Source organism: Pseudomonas sp. MH9.2, assembly GCF_034353875.1.
Lineage (GTDB): Bacteria > Pseudomonadota > Gammaproteobacteria > Pseudomonadales > Pseudomonadaceae > Aquipseudomonas.
This window is the reverse complement of record NZ_CP133784.1, coordinates 3,480,105-3,497,950: the sequence shown is the minus strand read 5'-3', so window position 1 is coordinate 3,497,950 and position 17,846 is coordinate 3,480,105. Positions and strand designations below refer to the sequence as shown.

Here is a 17,846-nt window from a genome sequence, read left to right as displayed (position 1 = left end):
ATCCTTCTTACTTTTAAGGTCTTGTAGGGTTTCGGATTCAAGCCTGAAGCAGCGCATCCAGCTTACCGGCGCGCTCCAGGGCAAACAGGTCATCGCAACCGCCCACATGCAAGGCGCCAATCCAGATTTGCGGGACTGACGTGCGCCCGGCTTTCTTGGTCATGTCGGCACGAACTTGAGGCTGGCCATCGACTTTGATTTCTTCGAAGGCCACCCCTTTGCTCTGCAGCAACTGCTTGGCGCGCATACAGTAAGGGCACCAGTCGCTTGAATAGACGATGACGTCAGCCATTTTATTTCACCAAAGGAAGATTATCGGCGCGCCAGGAGGAAATGCCACCCGACAGCTTGGCTGCGGTGAAGCCGGACTTGAGCAATTCACGCGCAGTGGCGCCAGCGTGCTGGCCCATGGCATCAACAATGATCAGGGTCTTGGCCTTGTGTTTTTCCAGCTCGGCGATACGAGCGATCACCTTGTCCTGCGGGAAGTTCAGTGCGCCGACGATATGGCCTGCCGCGAAATCCTTGGCGTTACGCACATCGATAACCACGCCCTGATCGCTGTTGACCAGCGACGTCAGCTCACGGGTACTGAGGCTGCGGCCGCCTTTGCTCAGCTCGTATGCAATCAGCAGAGCCAACAGAACGACGAAAGCGCCAGCGAGCAAATAGTGGTTAGTGGCAAATTCAATCAGGTGAGCAACCATCAGTAGGTTCCAGGGCGTTAAAATGTCGGCCAGTATACACAGCACCCAAGGTCGGCCAAAGCCCGTAAAGCAGTGACGCCGTTTGAACTTGTCCTTAAAATGCCGATCTTTTTCAAGTTACTTCACTAGCCACGAGTGGGTTCTTATGACTGCCACACCAAAACCTTTGGTCCTGATCATCCTGGACGGCTTCGGTCACAGCGAGAGTCACGAGGGCAACGCCATCTATGCGGCGAAGATGCCGGTTATGGACCACTTGTACGCCACCCAGCCCCATGGCTTGATTTCAGGCTCCGGGATGGATGTCGGCCTGCCGGACGGCCAGATGGGCAACTCTGAAGTCGGGCACATGAACCTCGGCGCTGGCCGAGTGGTGTATCAGGACTTCACTCGCGTGACCAAAGCGATCCGCGACGGCGAGTTTTTCGAGAACCCGACCCTTTGTGGCGCGGTGGACAAAGCCGTCAGCGCGGGCAAAGCCGTGCACATCCTGGGCCTGCTGTCCGACGGCGGCGTACACAGCCATCAGGACCATCTGGTTGCCATGGCCGAATTGGCGGCCCAGCGCGGCGCTGAAAAAATCTACCTGCACGCCTTCCTCGACGGTCGCGACACGCCACCGCGTAGCGCCACGTCATCGCTGGAGCTACTGGATTCAACCTTCACCCGCCTGGGCAAAGGCCGCATCGCTACGATCATTGGCCGCTACTTCGCCATGGACCGCGACAATCGCTGGGACCGCGTAGCCTCCGCCTACAACCTGATCGTCGACGGCCAATCCGAATTCCAGGCCGCGAACAGCCAGGCTGGGCTTGGAGCCGCATACGAGCGTGGCGAAAACGATGAGTTCGTCAAAGCCACCCGCATTGGCGAGCAGGTCAGGGTCGAAGACGGCGACGCCGTGATTTTCATGAACTTCCGCTCCGACCGCGCCCGTGAACTGACCCGGGTCTTCGTCGAAGATGACTTCAAGGACTTCGAGCGGGCCCGCCAACCGAAACTGGCTGACTTCGTCATGCTGACCCAATACGCAGCGAATATTCCGGCGCCCTCAGCCTTTGCACCCGGCAGCCTGAATAACGTGCTGGGCGAATACCTGGCAAAAAACGGCAAAACCCAGCTACGTATTGCCGAAACCGAGAAATACGCCCACGTCACCTTCTTCTTCTCGGGCGGCCGCGAAGAACCGTTTCCTGGCGAAGAGCGCATCCTGATCCCGTCGCCACAGGTTGCCACGTATGACTTGCAGCCAGAAATGAGCGCACCGGAAGTCACCGACAGGATCGTCGAGGCTATCGAAAACCAGCGCTTCGACGTGATCGTGGTCAACTACGCCAACGGCGACATGGTCGGCCATAGCGGGATCATGGCCGCGGCGATCAAGGCCGTGGAATGCCTAGACGTGTGCGTTGGCCGGATCGTGACCGCGCTGGAGAAGGTCGGGGGTGAAGCATTGATTACCGCTGATCACGGCAACGTCGAACAAATGTCGGACGAATCCACAGGTCAAGCGCACACCGCTCATACCACCGAACCCGTGCCGTTCATTTATGTGGGCAAACGCGACTTTAAAGTGCGTGACGGCGGGGTTCTGGCCGATGTCGCGCCGACTCTGTTGCAGTTGATGGGCCTGGAAAAACCGGAAGAGATGACCGGTCATTCGATCCTTGTTCCCCGATAAACAGCACAAAAAGGCTCTAAACCGGCACGTTTAAAAACCATCGCGCCGGTTAATTGTCCGAAACGCCTCAAAGCAGTCGTCTTGAGGCGTTTTTTTTGCGGCTCGCGGCGGGCATACTAGGCTTTGTTCATCCTCTTTCCTTGGTGTCGCCCGCCCCATGCTTCGCGCCCTGATCGTCCTTGCTCTCACGTGTTTGCTCAATCCGGCGTTTGCCGATGAGCGCGCGCAAACCCAACAACAGCTGGATGCTGCACGCAAGGATGTTACCGAGCTGAAAAAGCGCCTCGGTGAATTGCAGCAGGAAAAATCCGGCGTGCAGAAAGATCTGCGCGGTACAGAAACCGAGATGGGCAAGCTGGAAAAGCAGGTGGAGGCCCTGCAAAAAGAACAAAAAAAGACTGAAAGCGAGCTGCAACGGCTCGACCAAGAGAAAAAAAAACTCCAAAGCGCACGCGTTGAACAACAACGATTGATCGCGATCCAGGCCCGGGCTGCTTATCAAAGTGGCCGCGAGGAATACCTCAAACTGCTGCTCAATCAGCAGAACCCGGAAAAATTCGCGCGCACCCTGACCTACTACGATTACTTGAGCCAGGCGCGCCTGGCTCAACTGCACGGTTTCAATGAAACCCTGCGCCAGCTGGCCGGCGTCGAAAAAGACATTGATCTGCAACAGGCACAGTTACTGGTGCAAAGAAGCACGCTCGATAGTCAGCGCGAAGAACTGGACAAAGTTCGCCAGGAACGCCAACAGGCGCTGGCCAAACTCAATCAGGACGTGAAAGCCCGCGATCAGAAACTGCAGACTCGCCAACAAGAACAGGCCGATCTGGCCAATGTCCTGAAAACGATTGAAGAAACCCTGGCCCGACAAGCGCGCGAGGCTGAAGAAGCCCGACAGAAAGCCTTGATCGCCCAGCAGGAAGCAGAAAAACAGCGCAAACGTGAAGAGCAGGCCCGCGCCCTGGCGAAAAACAGCAGCAGCAAAAAAAGCGCTGAGGACGATGACGAGGCCCCAGTAAAACGCCCGGTCAAAGCTCCGGGCGTGCTGGTTTCCAGTGCTGGCGTTTCCTATGGCGGACCTTTTGCCGAGGCACGCGGCAAACTTCCATGGCCTGTCGATGGTCGACTGTTGGCGCGCTTCGGCGAAACCCGCGGCGATGACGCTCGTACCAAGTGGGATGGCGTAATGATCAGCGCCGCTGCGGGCAGCCAGGTGCATGCTGTGCATGGTGGCCGTGTGGTGTTCGCCGACTGGTTGCGCGGTGCAGGGCTTCTGGTCATTCTCGATCACGGCAACGGCTTTTTGAGTTTGTACGGCCACAACCAGAGTCTGCTCAAAGACGCTGGCGACATTGTTAAAGCCGGCGAAGCGATTTCCACTGTGGGCAGCAGTGGGGGTCAGGACACTCCGGCGTTGTATTTCGCTATTCGTCAGCAGGGTCGCCCAAGTGATCCAGCGCAATGGTGCCATGCTCAAGGGTAAGCACTACTTTAGGTTTAGGAGTTCGTTAGACATGCTGCATTTGTCCCGCCTCACCTCGCTGGCCCTGGCTATTGCCATCGTTATCGGTGCTCCTCTGGCGCAAGCCGCCGAGGCCGTCAAGCCCGCAGCCGCCGCCACTTCGGCAGGCGCCAAGGCACCGTTGCCGCTCGAAGAGCTGCGCACCTTCGCTGAGGTCATGGATCGGGTCAAAGCCGCCTATGTCGAACCAGTAGACGATAAGACGCTGCTGGAGAACGCCATCAAAGGCATGCTCAGCAACCTTGATCCGCACTCTGCTTATCTCGGCCCGGAAGACTTCCTTGAACTGCAGGAAAGCACCAGCGGCGAATTCGGCGGGTTGGGTATCGAAGTCGGCATCGAAGACGGCTTTATCAAAGTGGTCTCGCCTATCGACGACACGCCCGCCTCCAAGGCTGGCATCGAGGCTGGCGACCTGATCGTCAAGATCAATGGCGCGCCGACCCGTGGTCAGACCATGCAAGAAGCCGTCGACAAGATGCGCGGCAAGATCGGTGAAAAAATCACCCTGACCCTGATTCGCGAAGGCGGCACCCCATTCGACGTGACGCTCGCGCGGGCAACCATCCAGGTCAAGAGCGTCAAGTCGCAGATGCTGGAAAATGGTTATGGCTATCTCCGCATCACTCAGTTCCAAGTCAAGACCGGTGAAGAAGTCGGCAAGGCGCTGGTCAAGCTGCGCAAAGACAACGGCAAGAAAATGAGCGGGCTGATCCTTGACTTGCGTAACAACCCCGGCGGCGTGCTGCAAGCCGCCGTTGAAACGGCCGACCAGTTCTTGACCAAGGGCCTTATCGTTTACACCAAGGGTCGTATCGCCAACTCCGAACTGCGCTTCTACGCCGACCCGGCCGACGCCAGTGAAGGCGTACCGCTGGTGGTGTTGATCAACGGGGGCAGTGCTTCAGCCGCTGAAATTGTTGCAGGTGCTTTGCAGGATCAGAAACGCGCCGTACTGATGGGTACCGAAAGCTTCGGTAAAGGTTCGGTGCAAACCGTTCTGCCGCTGGCCAATGACCGCGCGATTAAAATCACCACCGCGCTGTATTACACGCCCAATGGTCGTTCAATTCAGGCTCAGGGTATTTTGCCGGACATCGAAGTGCGTCGTGGCAAATTGACCAGCGAAGTGGATTCCGAGAACTACAAGGAAGCCGATCTGGCGGGGCACTTGGGTAACGGCAATGGCGGCGCGGACAAACCGACCACCAAGGCATCGGCCGGGAAGAAAGCTCGTCCACAAGACGATGACTTCCAGCTGAACCAGGCACTGAGCCTGCTTAAGGGCCTGAGTGTCACTCGCGGCAACTAGTGTCATGCGCTTATGGCTGCTACTGACGCTTTCATGCAGCCTGATCGGCGTTGCCCATGCAACGCCGGTTGAGCCTGAAAAGACAACCGGCCCACCGCGTGTTGCCTACCTCAGCCTGATCATCGATGACCTCGGGCAAAACCCGGCCCGCGACTATCGAGCCCTGACGCTTCCAGGCCCGGTCACGCTGGCCGTGATGCCAGACACACCCCACGCTGCCGATTTTGCTCGCGAGGCCCATCGCGCGGGCAAAACGGTCATATTGCATATGCCCATGGACCCGGCGACCGGGCCCTTTGCCTGGCATCCCGAACTCCCGCTTGCCGAGCTGGAAAAGCGCCTGAACGCGGCGCTCCTTGCCGTGCCTTACGCGGTGGGGATCAACAACCATATGGGCAGCCGCATGACCGCCGAGCCAGAGGCCATGACGTGGCTGGTGGCTGAACTGCAACGCCGTCATCTGTTTCTGCTCGACAGCCGCACCAGCGCCAGCACCGTGGCCGCCGCCGAAGCACAACGCATCGGTCTGGCCAGTCTTTCGCGGGATATTTTTCTCGATGATGAACGCACGGCAGCAGCCATCACCGCTCAGTTCGAGGCTGCGATCAAGCTGGCGCACAAACAAGGTTCAGTGGTGATGATTGGTCACCCCTACCCGATGACTCTCGACGTCCTGGAACGCGAGCTGCCACGCCTGAAGGCGCAAGGCATCCAATGGATCGATCTACGGCGGATGATCAGCGTACGTGGCAATCAGGCGATGGCCGCGCACGGCAAGAATGGGATCTATCGCTGAGACCGCACCAAGTCCCTCACGATAGCGGCCGTTACAAGTAACGCCCAAGAATCTCGTCAATCCGTCCTTCGGCGCGCATTTGATCCAGCGCTTTCTGCAGCTTGGCGACGATTTCATCGGGGACGTCTTTGTTCAGCGCCAGGAACAACTCGGCGCTGTTGAAGCGCAGCACGGTTTTGAGACCGATAACGCCTTCCTCCCGAGCCAGATAACGACCCGCAGGATCGCCCGTGGCCCACAGGTCGATCTGCCCGTCGACCAGCTTCTTCGCGTTGTCCTGATCGCGCAACACCATGATCGGATTCATGCCCTCAGCGGTTAGCTGCTCGGCAATCGCGTCGCCCTTGTAGGCGCCGATCCGGTACCGCTTCGCTTGCTGCAGTGTCGTCAGCTCAATCGAGCTGTCGGCGCGAGCGAGCATGATCCAGTCGTCCGGGCCGATGGGGCCAACCCACTTGAAGAGCTTTTCACGCTCGGGCAGGCGCGCGGTGACGAACACGCCGTAACCGGGTTTTACCATCGCAAGCTTGTAGATACGGTCCCACGGGAAGCGCAGGGTCATGCTGTAGCCAACCCCCGCGCGCTTGAAGGTTTCGCGCAGGATCTCTGCGGCAATGCCCTTTATCCTGTCTTCGGGAGCGAAGTTCTTGCCATCGACCGCCATGTTGTAAGGCGGAAAATTTTCGGTCAGCAAGACCACTGAATAGGCGGGGGGATCTCCACCAGAAGCGCCTTGAGCCGGGGCGGCCTCACCGTGGGCAAGACCTGTCAGCAGAACACCCGCACTTGCGAGTGCAACGAGAAGACGTTTCAACACGTGCATCACCCCTATCCATGGCAATGCCCAGAGTGCAGTGCGTCGCGACTGATGTCCAGAGGACATCAGCCGGCGGGCTTAGCGGACCACAATGCCACGCTTGGCCATATAGGCCTTGGCTTCTGGAATAGTGTATTCACCGAAGTGAAAGATGCTCGCCGCCAACACCGCGCTGGCGTGCCCGTCCAATACACCAGCTGCCAAGTGCTCCAGATTGCCGACACCGCCAGACGCGATCACTGGAATACCCAGCGCGTCGCTGATCGCCCGCGTCACACCCAGGTCGAAACCGTTTTTCATACCGTCCTGATCCATGCTGGTCAGCAGGATCTCGCCGGCACCAAGGTCTTCCATCTTCTTCGCCCACAGCACGGCATCCAGGCCCGTCGGCTTGCGCCCGCCGTGAGTGAAGATTTCCCAGCGCGGCGTTTCGCCCGGCAAAGAGACTTTTTTGGCGTCGATGGCAACCACGATGCACTGCGAACCGAAGTGTGCGGCCGCTTCACCGACGAAATCCGGGTTGAATACCGCAGCGGTGTTGATCGAGACCTTGTCCGCACCGGCATTCAGCAGGTTACGAATGTCCTGCACGGTGCGCACGCCGCCGCCGACGGTCAGCGGGATGAACACCTGACTGGCCATGCGTTCGACGGTGTGTAGCGTGGTATCACGCCCGTCGACACTGGCGGTGATATCGAGAAAAGTGATTTCGTCCGCGCCCTGCTCATCGTAAAGACGGGCAATTTCCACCGGGTCACCGGCGTCGCGGATGTTTTCGAACTTGACGCCTTTGACCACTCGACCGTTGTCGACATCTAGGCAAGGGATGATGCGTTTCGCCAGCGCCATGAGTTGCTCCTTAGCCTTGGTAGCTGTCGCAGAAGGCTTGCGCCTCTGCCACGTCGAGTGTGCCTTCGTAGATCGCCCGCCCGGTGATCGCACCGATAATGCCCGGGGCTCTGGCGTTGAGCAGAGTCTTGATATCGCCCAGATTATGGATACCGCCCGAAGCGATCACCGGAATCCGCGTCGCCGCAGCCAGCGCCGCCGTGAAGGTTACGTTGCAGCCCTGCATCATGCCGTCTTTGGCGATGTCGGTATAAACAATGGCAGCCACGCCGTCCGCTTCAAAGCGCTTGGCCAGATCGATCACCTGAATGGTGCTGATTTCAGCCCAGCCGTCGGTGGCGACGAAGCCGTCTTTGGCATCCAGACCGACGATGACTTTGCCGGGGAATGCGCGGCAGGCTTCAGCGACGAACTCAGGCTCTTTGACTGCCTTGGTGCCGATGATCACGTAGCTGACGCCAGCCTTGATGTAATGCTCGATGGTTTCCAGCGAGCGAATACCGCCGCCAATCTGGATCGGCAAACGCGGGTAGCGCTTAGCGATTGCAGTGACCACCTCGCCATTGACTGGCTGGCCTTCGAACGCACCGTTCAGATCGACCAGATGCAAACGACGGCAGCCACCTTCCACCCACTTGGCAGCCATGCTCACCGGGTCATCGGAGAACACGGTGGAGTCCTCCATGCGGCCTTGGCGCAGACGCACACAGGCACCGTCTTTAAGATCGATAGCGGGGATAATCAGCATCTGGAAAACCTTCAAATTCAGTAGTTCAGCATCGCTCGGAAATCAGCTTTTCTCGAGCGCCCACACGTCGCTTTCGATGCTCTCGAACCTCTCTTTGAGGTGCGTCTGCACATCGAAAATCGCCCTGTTGTAATAATGCGGAGCAATTTCGCGGGTAAACAGTTCGAGGATTTCACCGGCCTCGAACGAACCAAGATCCAGCTCGAAGCGCTCCTCCATGAAGCGCTTGATCTTGTGATTCGCATCACGCTCCTGTTCGGGCGTGAGGGTCAAGATCGGCGGCTTGGTCTTCTTGCTCATTACCAGCGACCATCCCATGCGGCGAAGTTCTGCAAAAGTTGCAGGCCATGGGTATGGCTCTTCTCTGGATGGAACTGCACGGCAAAGCGCGAACCGTCCGCCAGCGCGGCAGCGAAGTCGACGCCGTAGTGCCCGCGCCCAACGACTTGCCGCTGGTTGGCGGCATCGATGTAGTAGCTGTGCACGAAATAGAAACGCGCCAGGTCCGGGATGTCATGCCACAGCGGATGATTCACCGACTGAGACACTTCGTTCCAGCCCATATGCGGCACTTTCAGGTGCTCGCCGTCTTCATGCAGATCCTTGCCGAAGAAACGCACCTGACCTGGAAACAGACCGATGCAATCAACGCCGCCGTTCTCTTCGCTGCGATCAAGCAAGGCTTGCATGCCGACGCAGATGCCGAGGAATGGCCGATCCTGACTGACTTCACGCACCAGCTCATCGAAGCCCAGGCGACGAATTTCCGCCATGCAATCGCGGATCGCGCCGACGCCGGGGAATACCACCCGGTCGGCTTCGCGAATCACCGTGGCATCGCTGGTAATCAGTACCCGGCCGGCGCCGACGTGTTCCAGTGCCTTGGCAACCGAGTGCAGGTTACCCATGCCGTAATCGATAACCGCGACCGTCTGCATCAGAGCACGCCCTTGGTCGAAGGCATTTGCCCGGCCATACGGTCATCAAGCTCTATCGCCATGCGCAGGGCACGACCAAAGGCTTTGAACACGGTCTCGATCTGGTGGTGGGTGTTGTGCCCACGCAGATTGTCGATGTGCAGAGTGACGTTGGCGTGATTGACGAAGCCCTGGAAGAATTCCTGGAACAAGTCCACATCGAAGCCACCCACGGTAGCGCGGGTATACGGCACATGCATTTGCAAGCCAGGGCGGCCGGAGAAGTCGATGACCACGCGCGACAGTGCTTCATCGAGCGGCACGTAAGCGTGGCCGTAACGACGAATGCCTTTTTTGTCGCCAATCGCCTTGCTAAAGGCCTGACCCAAGGTGATACCGACGTCTTCCACCGTGTGGTGGTCGTCAATAGCGAGGTCGCCTTTGCATTCGATATCCAGGTCGATCAGCCCGTGTCGGGCGATCTGGTCGAGCATGTGCTCAAGGAAGGGAACACCGATATCGAATCGGGCCTTTCCGGTGCCATCCAGGTTGATCGAGGCTTTGATCTGGGTTTCCAGAGTGTCGCGCTCGACGGACGCCTTACGTTCGGCCATCACCAACTCCGCAAAATCATTGGGCGAAAAAGGCGAGCATTATAGACCCAGAACCGGCTGGCATGAAGCAAACAGAAGCAGGGAAAGGAATATCACGGGTGCAACCGGTCGGATGCACCCGATTGGAGCGTGTTCAGCCCAGAGAAATGAGTACGTACAGGCGCCGTCGAAGGGTGCCTAAGCAAATCCCCACTGAACAATGGGAATCGTCCTACCCACCCTGTCAGCCATGGAATCTATATATCTATGATTTGCTGCTGGACACTTGCCGAGTCCTTCAGATATGGAAACCGGCCGATGTCCAACACCCCGACATTCACGCTCAGCATCAAAGGAGCTAAAGACAACGAGTTACTTGTTCTAGCCTTTTCCGGCGAAGAGGCCATCAGCGAGTGCTTCGAAATCACCGTCGATGTGGTCACCGACCGACCGCCGCGCGAGCTGGAAAGCCTGCTGCACAAAGAAGCCTATCTGGCCTTTGGCGATCAGGGCCTGCACGGCCATATCTACTCCATCCGGAAAGGCAAAGTGGGCACCCGGTTGAGCCACTACCAACTGGTAATGGTGCCGTTTCTGCGCTATTTGCAGCACGCCAGTAATCGGCGGATTTTCCAGAACCTGACCACTGAAGCCATCCTCCGCGACGTGCTCAAGGGGCATGGTTTGCTGAACGGTTTGCACGTGCTGTTCAACATCGGCCCGGAGAAACCGGTCCCGCACGAATATTGCGTTCAGTACGATGAATCTGACCTGCATTTCGTCAGCCGTTTGTGCGAGGCCGAAGGCTACTTCTATTACTTCAAACACACCCCCGATGGGCACCAACTGATCTTCGCCGACCAGGAAACCGAGTTCTATCACGCGGGCAATCCCACCGTGGTGATGCCGTTTCGGCCGATCAACGGCATGGCGGCAGAGCATCCGGTGATCCAGGCGTTCGGCGTAGGCCTGAGCACCCGCGCCAGCCGCGTCACCCACCGCGATTACGACTTCCAAAACGCACACATCTCGCTGGAAGCGGACCGGGACTCCAAGGTATTTCCGAACCTTGAGACGTACATCTACCCCGGAGAGTTTGATACCGCGCACCAAGGGCGGGTGCGAACGCGCCGGGCGCTGGAGCGGCTTCGCGGCGACGCCGAACTCGCTCAAGGTCAGAGCGACCAACCTTTGCTGCGCAGTGGCACGCCGTTAAAGGTAGAAGAACACCCGGAGCCGGGTTGGAACATGGCCTGGCTACCGACTTGGGTGTTTCATGACGGTCGCCAGCCTGCTGTATTAGAGGAGTACGCGGTCAGTGACGAGCCGGTGGAGTCCGGTCGAATCACTCAGGGTTATCGCAATGAGTTCATCGCTATCCGCGAGACCGTGCAGTTTCGGCCGGCCCTCAAGCATCCAGTTCCGAAGATTCAAGGCATGCAAACCGCCGTGGTGACCGGCCCTGCCGAAGAAGAAATCCACTGCGATCAATACGGGCGGGTAAAAGTCCGTTTTCACTGGGACCGCAGTGAAGAAAACGAAAGCACCAGCTGCTGGGTGCGGGTGGCCTCCAGCTGGGCCGGCGCCGGATACGGCGCGGTCACCATCCCGCGCGTGGGCATGGAAGTGTTGGTCGCCTTTGAAGAAGGGCACGCCTGCAAGCCGATTGTGGTCGGATGCCTGAGCAACAACACCCATCAAGTGCCTTACAACCTGCCGGACAACAAAACCAAAACCGTGTTGCGCAGTAAAAGCACCGGAAAAACGCCTGGTTTCAATGAGCTGAGCCTGGAAGACAGGAGCGGGGCAGAGCTGATCTACCTCCGCGCCCAGCGCGACATGGAGCAGTTGATCCAGAACGACAGCCGCATCGAAATCGGCAACGAACGTCTGGAAACCATCAAAGGCAACAGCACCACCGTGCTCAAGGCCGAGGAAAACGTCACCGTTACCGGCGCCCGCAAAGTGCAGTTGTTGGCGGATGATCACCTCGACGTCTCTGGCAGCAGTCACACCCGCGTCGGTGGCGACCTGTTGATGGCCGCCAGCCAAGAAGTGCACATCACTGGCAGCGACATCGTCATTAACGGTGGCCTCAGCTTGACGCTGTCGATCAACGGTCAGCACATCGTCATCAATCCGGCGGGGATTTTCAGCAGTACACCGATCCAGATCGGCGGCGCACCGGTACCGGGGACGCTGGCCATGCCGCTGGCACCCGGCGAGGTACCTGTGCTGGTGCGCGATGTTCTACCGGGCGATCAGAAACATAACCTGGTCGTTGAGCATCGATCACGCTGCGTGCTCTGTGAGGAGGCCGTGAAAGCATGAATACGCTCACTGCACTTCCTCAGGACCTGCCTTGGGGTCAGGGGCAGGCCGTGCTGCTTCTCGATGGCGCAGCGGTACCCGACTTACCCCTCAGGCTGGCGGCATGTGCGCCCGGCATCCTCAAAATCCCGCTGTACAAGGAAACGCGTTTCAACGCCCTCCGCGATATTTCCCCCTTGTTGGTGACCATCGGACCGCCCGACGATCCGGCGTTTCAGTTCTACCTCGAACATGTCGCGCAAGAGTGGGGCTCGTTGCTGTTCACCCGCGAACCGCTTAATCAACTAACGAAACATCTGCGCAAACTGCTGACGGTACACGTCAGTGAGGGGCCCGAGGTGATGTTACGTCTGGCTGATCCAGCGGTGGCGCACGCTTTGATCAGTACGCAAACCCGCGACGAGCGATTGTTCGGGCCGATTCATACCTGGGTCATCCCTGACAGTGTCACGGGCGGTTGGCATCGGCACACACGTGCGTTGACAACGCCTGCCGACCTGCCAAAGCGTTATGAGTTGAGCACCGAACAGAATGCTGCGCTGGATGCCGTCGACCTGCGTCGAGCCACACTGAAACTCGATGCGCACCTGCTGGCGTATTTTCCCGACGACCGCGTCAGGCCATTGCCGGAGCGCTGGCCTGCGCTCGACCGACAGGTCCGCACCGCCTACGCGCAGGGTTTTACTAGCCAGTCCGACTTGACGTATTACGCCAACATTTTCGCGTGGCTGGGTTCGTCGCCTCTGGAGCAACACCCACAGATTGCGCGGCTGCTGAGCACCCCGTCGGCTCAGACACCCAGTGCTCGCATCGCCGCAGCCGCCCAACTGGCAAGCGCCTGGGCCTCGGCCTCGGCCCACTCGGCAGACAAGGACCGCCCATGACCCAAAATCGCCGCAAAGACCCCAACCTCGCTGCCGCCGCCGAATCCAAAGGCGATGTCCTCGGCTACGGCATGTGCCCCCTGCGCCAGCCCAAGGTGCAGTTACTTCCGTTGCGTTACGGTCTGGTCGAGCGCGCTGATCCGTCGACCGAATTGGCGCTGCCTTATGCGCTGAAAAGCCGGCCGCTGGGCGTGCGCCTGTTGCGTGACGGCTGGCTGTACATCATCGACAGCGCGACCCGTGAGCTGCACGAATACCGCGTTCTCGAAGGCGTCATCAGCGCGTTGCTCTGGCAAGGTGCCGAGGTCAGCAACGACCAGCGTGAACCGCAAAGTGCGGAACCGGCCTTGGTATTTGCCAGGAGCAGCACCCTGCATGTCAGTTTTGCCGACGTGCAATGGACCGCCGACCAATGCAACCGGATGCTGAATAGCGCCGACGAGCGCGCGCACTTCATGCAAGCTGTCGCGCTTGCCAACGTCAATTGCGAAACCGGTGGCAAGGACCTGCTCACCTTGCAACAGACTGAGCGCTGGCTGGCTGAATTGGCCGAAGATGATGCGCTGCTGCCCGACGCCGACCTGCCAGCGAAGGAGCGCATGCCTTATCTGTGGGAGACCCCCAAACGCTTTCGCGAGGCGCATGTCGGCGAACTGCTAACGCGCGTGCTGCCGCTTTACCAACACGACACGCTGTGTCTGGTGGTGCACGACGACATCGGCGTATTGACCGATCTGGCCAACTATCAAGACGCGGTGGTCGGCTGGATCGAGGGGTGGGCCGAGGGTGGCGCGCAGGAGAACGCCAACGAGCGCGATTACTTGCTGGCCTGTTACATCGAATCCCTGACCCTGCTCAATGAAAGCAACCTGACGGGACTGGCCAATGCCAGCGATGATCCGGCGATCAAGGCCATGCTTCAGGACCTGGATGACCTGCCGTCACCACAGCGCAACCATGCCGGGCGCGCATTACTCGATCATTTGAATAACAGCGGTCAGGCCGTTTCCAGTCAAAAAACCGATCCCCCCGAGGCCTTGCTGGAAGAGCGTCAGGAAGCGCTTGATCAGTTTCGCAAGGAGCAAGGCTTTTTCGGCAGCCTCGCCTTGGGGTCGATAAAGGTCGTGATCCTTCAGGATGTTGACTGGCGCTATCACACTCGCCAGTTCATGCGGCCAGCGCCGGACGACTTTGTCGAGCGCCACCTCAAGGCGCTGGTCCAGTTGGGCAAAGAGCAGAACCAACGCATCAAGGACGTGCTCGCGGGTGCAAAAATCGGGCAGCGCGGCGTCAATGAACTGATCGACCGTGCCGCCATGGATCACGTGCTGGCTGAGCACAGGGCAAATCTGGCGCGCTGGAATCCCTTGCTCGACCTCATCAGCGAAGACCGGGTGGCGTTGGTCGCTGCCGGCCGCTTCCATCGTGCCGCCTGGTATTTCGATGCACAACAGGCCGCGCAGCAACTGGCGGCGTTCAGCGCCGAATACGCCTGCCTGAAAGACATCTGCCGCAGCGACACGTCCAGCCAAGCGATGCTCGAGTGGCTGGAGAAAAATCCGCAGTTCAGCCTGCCGCTCCTGCATACCTTGCCGTTGAGCGAACAAAGCCAACTGACCACCCAGTACGCCACGCTGGTCAACGTCGGTTATGCGTTGCTCAACAATCTGCCGCACTGGATCAGCGAGTGGCAACGGATCACTCAGGGCAGACTCCCGGCCCTCGATCAATTGCCCGACAACGTTCGCGTGGTCGCAGAAGGCGCGCGCGATACCTTGGCGCCAGCCCTGAGTCGCGGAATGGAACGGATACAAAGCGCATTCATCCAGGGCATTCAACGCGAACAGATGCCAGACCTGGACCAACTGTTCCGCAACCTGCCCAAAGCCCTGCCGGGGCGAATTCTCGAAGCCGCAAAACGCGAAGGCGCGACCTTCACCTTCGCCACCCCGGCCGAACAAACCGCCTTGCAGAACGACCTCAAAGAAGTGCTTGAGCAGCGTCGAGCGCTCAAGCGGGTGACCCATGAACGCAACCAGATCCTCCGCAGCAGGGACCACAAGGAGCCCGAAGCGAAAAGACTGCAGACCGAAATCTACCAAATTCGCGGGACACTGGACACGATAGAGGCGCGCCTGGCCAAAGCCATCAGCCCCATCCCCGAGCTGCCCCATGAATCCGTCAGACTCTACGGCGCCGCGCAGGGCAAGGCGGGCGTGACCTTGCTGTTCCCGCCTGCGCAACAGCAGGAGTTGGGACATTTGATGGGGAACGTGCGCCAGGGGATACAGACTGCGCCGAAGCTGAATGTGCTGGGCGATGGGGTGGGGGTGCTGCTGTTTGTGGCGCAGATGGTGAATTTGGTGGTGGTGGGGAGGGAGGCCAAGGCGCAGACGTGGAACGATGAGGCGTTTCGTTCATTTGTTGTTGCCGGTACTGCTACGGCCACTTCTGGGTTTACGGCGGTTCGTGGAATTTTTGACACGGCCTTGACGGCGAGGGCTGCCGCGCTTGCGAGCGTTTTTCAGCGGCATGCTTTGAATAACGTGCATGTGCAGTTGGGCAAAGTGCATGTTGGGTTGGGGGGGCTAGGTTCGCTTTTTGGGGTTTTCGCAACTGGCGCTAGTCTCAACGCACATCATAGCAACTGGCAGCAGGCTGTGCGTAGCGGCAACCGTACACTTCAAAACAGCGCAACGTTGGCCATGGTAGGTGCAGGAGGGCAACTCGCGAGTCATTCTTATGACCTAGGTAATGTATTGCATTCGGCCTATAGAGTTATAGTTGCGCCTAATAGCGCCGCGCGCATCGCTGCTTGGGCCGCCGCCGGAGTACGGATGTCGACAGTGTTCTTTCGCGTCAATATAGCTGGCGCGTTTTTCACCCTCGTTGAACTGGGTGGCACCTGGCTCTACAACCGCCACAACACCTCGCCTCATGATCAATGGCTGGAAAGCACCCCCTGGAGCCTGGATGGCGACAAACGCAAATTCCTGAGCCTCGTTGAATATCAACGAAACCTGAAGTGGCTATTGCAGGCGCCACAGGTACAGGTCGGTCCTAAACTCCACAGCGACCGCTGGCAAGACATGCTGCGACAAGCCCGGCGAGGCAGTATCCATCTAACACTGCCCGGCCTCAGTCTCGCCAACCTGCGAACACCGCTGTCGGATACGCCCTCTCATCGCCTGAGCCTCGCTGCGTATCGGATCATCACCGCCCAATGGGACCGCGGATTCGACAGCGACCAATGGGCCATCGTCAGTGAGCGGGTGATCGCCAGCCTGCGGGTGGTGCAGTCCGCGCCATTGATACTTCAGCTGAATTACCCGGATGAATGGGAGAGACCCTCGACCGTAGCCAAGGCCGCACTGATCCTCGCTGTTGCCGTGCACACCTACAACAGCGAGGGTGAGGCCCAGACGCATCTCTACCACCTGCGGCTGGACCCAAATGGCGAAGGCACTTTCCCGGTGGCGCCCTTTGAGCCCCGATACGCTACGGCAGAGCTGTTGACGGTCGACCCGCTGACACTGGAGGGCGCTGATGAGTAAGGCCCCTGAAATTACCCTGCCCGAACCGCAGCTTCAGCAACCCAGGCAGGCGGGTGATATGGAGCCGTTTCCCAGCGGTCGTATTACCTACCTGGCTCCGCTGCCGCTGCCTACACAATCGCCACCCCACTGTCCCTATGTGGGAGAACTTAACGATGTGTATTTGGATTTTGGATTGGGGTGGCCGGGGGCTTTCTCATGGCAGGCCAACTTAGGCCTCCCATTTAATTTTTTTGTCTTGGCCAGTTTTGTGTTGCCGCTGATTTTGGGGTTGATAGTTATGTCGATGGGCGCTGAGTTGCCCGAGGTTTGGCAGGTGATCGTTGGAACGCACCGAGCTGGCTGGGGAATGACTGTGGGGGTCACCTTTTATGCACTCGCCATGGCTCTCCTTATCTGGTTCTACATGCACAACAAATACGAAGAAATCATCCCCACGCGCTTCAATCGCCAACGCCGTGAAGTCTGTTTCGTCCCCAACGACGAAAGCGAACCCGTGATCGTGCCTTGGGAATCGGTCACCGCCTGGGTGATTCAAGGCCAGGGCGCCAATCAATACGGTATGCAACGTCAATACGGCATGGGCGTGGGTTTTTACCATGAGGCCAGCGGCGAGCGTTTTACCTTGGAGTTCGTCTGCCCCGCACTGCCCATCGCCATCAGCAACTGGGAGGCCATCCGCGCGTACATGGAGTACGAAGTCCACACCCTGAAAGAGATCACCGACCCGCTCGATCTACAAGGTCCCGACGATCCACCCCACGAAGGCCTGCACACCTTCCGCAACGCCCGCGCTCGCCTGCATCAGGAGATTCGCGACAAGCAGCGCGGCTGGGTCTATGGCTTTTTCTGGTACCTGTTCCACGTCATGACCTTCTGGACTCTGCCGTTTTACCTGACTGAGTGGGAGGTTGGCCGAGTCAAACGCATGGCTCGTCAAGCGCTGCCAGAGGCGATGCGCGAATGGTCGGAGCCGCTGCGTCAAGTGCAATGGGCCAAGCCAAGTGCTGAGTTGCTGCGGATGAGCGCCCAGGTCCGGGCGCTGCACACACGTCATCCACAACGCCCGATCACCGATATTTTCGCCGAGGTTTATCGCGCCGAGAAGTCAGGGAAGCGCAGCGCATGATGG

Annotated in this window: 16 protein-coding genes; 8 read left to right on the top strand and 8 right to left on the bottom strand. The window is 58.9% G+C overall.

Annotated elements, in window-relative coordinates; translation table 11 throughout:
* Positions 1-37: 37 nt before the first annotated feature.
* Positions 38-292 carry a glutaredoxin 3 gene (grxC, locus tag RHM55_RS16400; RefSeq protein WP_322177369.1) on the bottom strand — a complete coding sequence of 85 codons (255 nt, stop codon included), beginning with the start codon at positions 290-292 and terminating at the stop codon, positions 38-40.
* Between the two features lies 1 nt (position 293).
* A complete protein-coding gene (locus RHM55_RS16395) occupies positions 294-707 on the bottom strand; it encodes a rhodanese-like domain-containing protein (protein ID WP_322177368.1) in 414 nt (137 codons plus the stop codon).
* Between the two features lie 145 nt (positions 708-852).
* Between RHM55_RS16395 and gpmI the strand changes: the two genes are divergently transcribed.
* The 4 genes from gpmI (at position 853) to RHM55_RS16375 (ending at position 6,021) form a co-directional block, all read left to right on the top strand.
* Positions 853-2,388 (top strand): 2,3-bisphosphoglycerate-independent phosphoglycerate mutase, encoded by a 1,536-nt coding sequence (gpmI, locus tag RHM55_RS16390; protein ID WP_322177367.1) that lies wholly within the window; start codon positions 853-855, stop codon positions 2,386-2,388.
* A 157-nt stretch (positions 2,389-2,545) separates the two neighbouring features.
* The gene (locus RHM55_RS16385) at positions 2,546-3,874 is read left to right on the top strand and encodes a murein hydrolase activator EnvC (RefSeq protein ID WP_322177366.1); all 1,329 of its coding nucleotides are present in this window, start codon (positions 2,546-2,548) and stop codon (positions 3,872-3,874) included.
* 31 nt (positions 3,875-3,905) lie between these two features.
* Positions 3,906-5,225 (top strand): S41 family peptidase, encoded by a 1,320-nt coding sequence (locus RHM55_RS16380; protein ID WP_322177365.1) that lies wholly within the window; start codon positions 3,906-3,908, stop codon positions 5,223-5,225.
* A gap of 4 nt (positions 5,226-5,229) precedes the next feature.
* Entirely contained in the window at positions 5,230-6,021 is a 792-nt protein-coding gene (locus RHM55_RS16375; RefSeq protein ID WP_322177364.1) for a divergent polysaccharide deacetylase family protein, read from the top strand.
* Positions 6,022-6,052: 31 nt separating this feature from the next.
* Here RHM55_RS16375 and RHM55_RS16370 read toward each other — a convergent pair whose 3' ends face one another.
* From RHM55_RS16370 to hisB, 6 genes are all read right to left on the bottom strand, one after another.
* Complete coding sequence (locus tag RHM55_RS16370; RefSeq protein ID WP_322182982.1) at positions 6,053-6,838, bottom strand: ABC transporter substrate-binding protein; 786 nt, start codon at positions 6,836-6,838, stop codon at positions 6,053-6,055.
* A gap of 78 nt (positions 6,839-6,916) precedes the next feature.
* Complete coding sequence (hisF, locus tag RHM55_RS16365; RefSeq protein ID WP_322177363.1) at positions 6,917-7,687, bottom strand: imidazole glycerol phosphate synthase subunit HisF; 771 nt, start codon at positions 7,685-7,687, stop codon at positions 6,917-6,919.
* A 10-nt stretch (positions 7,688-7,697) separates the two neighbouring features.
* Complete coding sequence (gene hisA / locus RHM55_RS16360) at positions 7,698-8,435, bottom strand: 1-(5-phosphoribosyl)-5-[(5-phosphoribosylamino)methylideneamino]imidazole-4-carboxamide isomerase (protein WP_322177362.1); 738 nt, start codon at positions 8,433-8,435, stop codon at positions 7,698-7,700.
* A 42-nt stretch (positions 8,436-8,477) separates the two neighbouring features.
* Positions 8,478-8,735, bottom strand: coding sequence for a DUF2164 domain-containing protein (locus tag RHM55_RS16355; RefSeq protein ID WP_322177361.1), 258 nt, complete (start codon positions 8,733-8,735; stop codon positions 8,478-8,480).
* The gene (gene hisH / locus RHM55_RS16350) at positions 8,735-9,373 is read right to left on the bottom strand and encodes an imidazole glycerol phosphate synthase subunit HisH (protein ID WP_322177360.1); all 639 of its coding nucleotides are present in this window, start codon (positions 9,371-9,373) and stop codon (positions 8,735-8,737) included. The genes RHM55_RS16355 and hisH overlap by 1 nt, the downstream gene beginning before the upstream one ends.
* A complete protein-coding gene (gene hisB, locus RHM55_RS16345) occupies positions 9,373-9,966 on the bottom strand; it encodes an imidazoleglycerol-phosphate dehydratase HisB (RefSeq protein ID WP_219063669.1) in 594 nt (197 codons plus the stop codon). The genes hisH and hisB overlap by 1 nt, the downstream gene beginning before the upstream one ends.
* Positions 9,967-10,263: 297 nt before the next feature.
* On the opposite strand from hisB, the gene tssI reads away from it, so the two are divergent.
* The 4 genes from tssI to RHM55_RS16325 are packed head-to-tail and all read left to right on the top strand — an operon-like array spanning position 10,264 to position 17,843.
* Entirely contained in the window at positions 10,264-12,276 is a 2,013-nt protein-coding gene (gene tssI, locus RHM55_RS16340; protein WP_322177359.1) for a type VI secretion system tip protein TssI/VgrG, read from the top strand.
* Positions 12,273-13,160 (top strand): DUF4123 domain-containing protein, encoded by an 888-nt coding sequence (locus RHM55_RS16335; RefSeq protein ID WP_322177358.1) that lies wholly within the window; start codon positions 12,273-12,275, stop codon positions 13,158-13,160. Before tssI ends, RHM55_RS16335 begins: the two co-directional genes overlap by 4 nt.
* Entirely contained in the window at positions 13,157-16,714 is a 3,558-nt protein-coding gene (locus RHM55_RS16330) for a toxin VasX (RefSeq protein WP_322177357.1), read from the top strand. Before RHM55_RS16335 ends, RHM55_RS16330 begins: the two co-directional genes overlap by 4 nt.
* Positions 16,707-17,843: a hypothetical protein gene (locus RHM55_RS16325; protein ID WP_322177356.1), complete on the top strand. Its 1,137-nt coding sequence runs from the start codon at positions 16,707-16,709 to the stop codon at positions 17,841-17,843. The genes RHM55_RS16330 and RHM55_RS16325 overlap by 8 nt, the downstream gene beginning before the upstream one ends.
* Positions 17,844-17,846 lie beyond the last annotated feature (3 nt).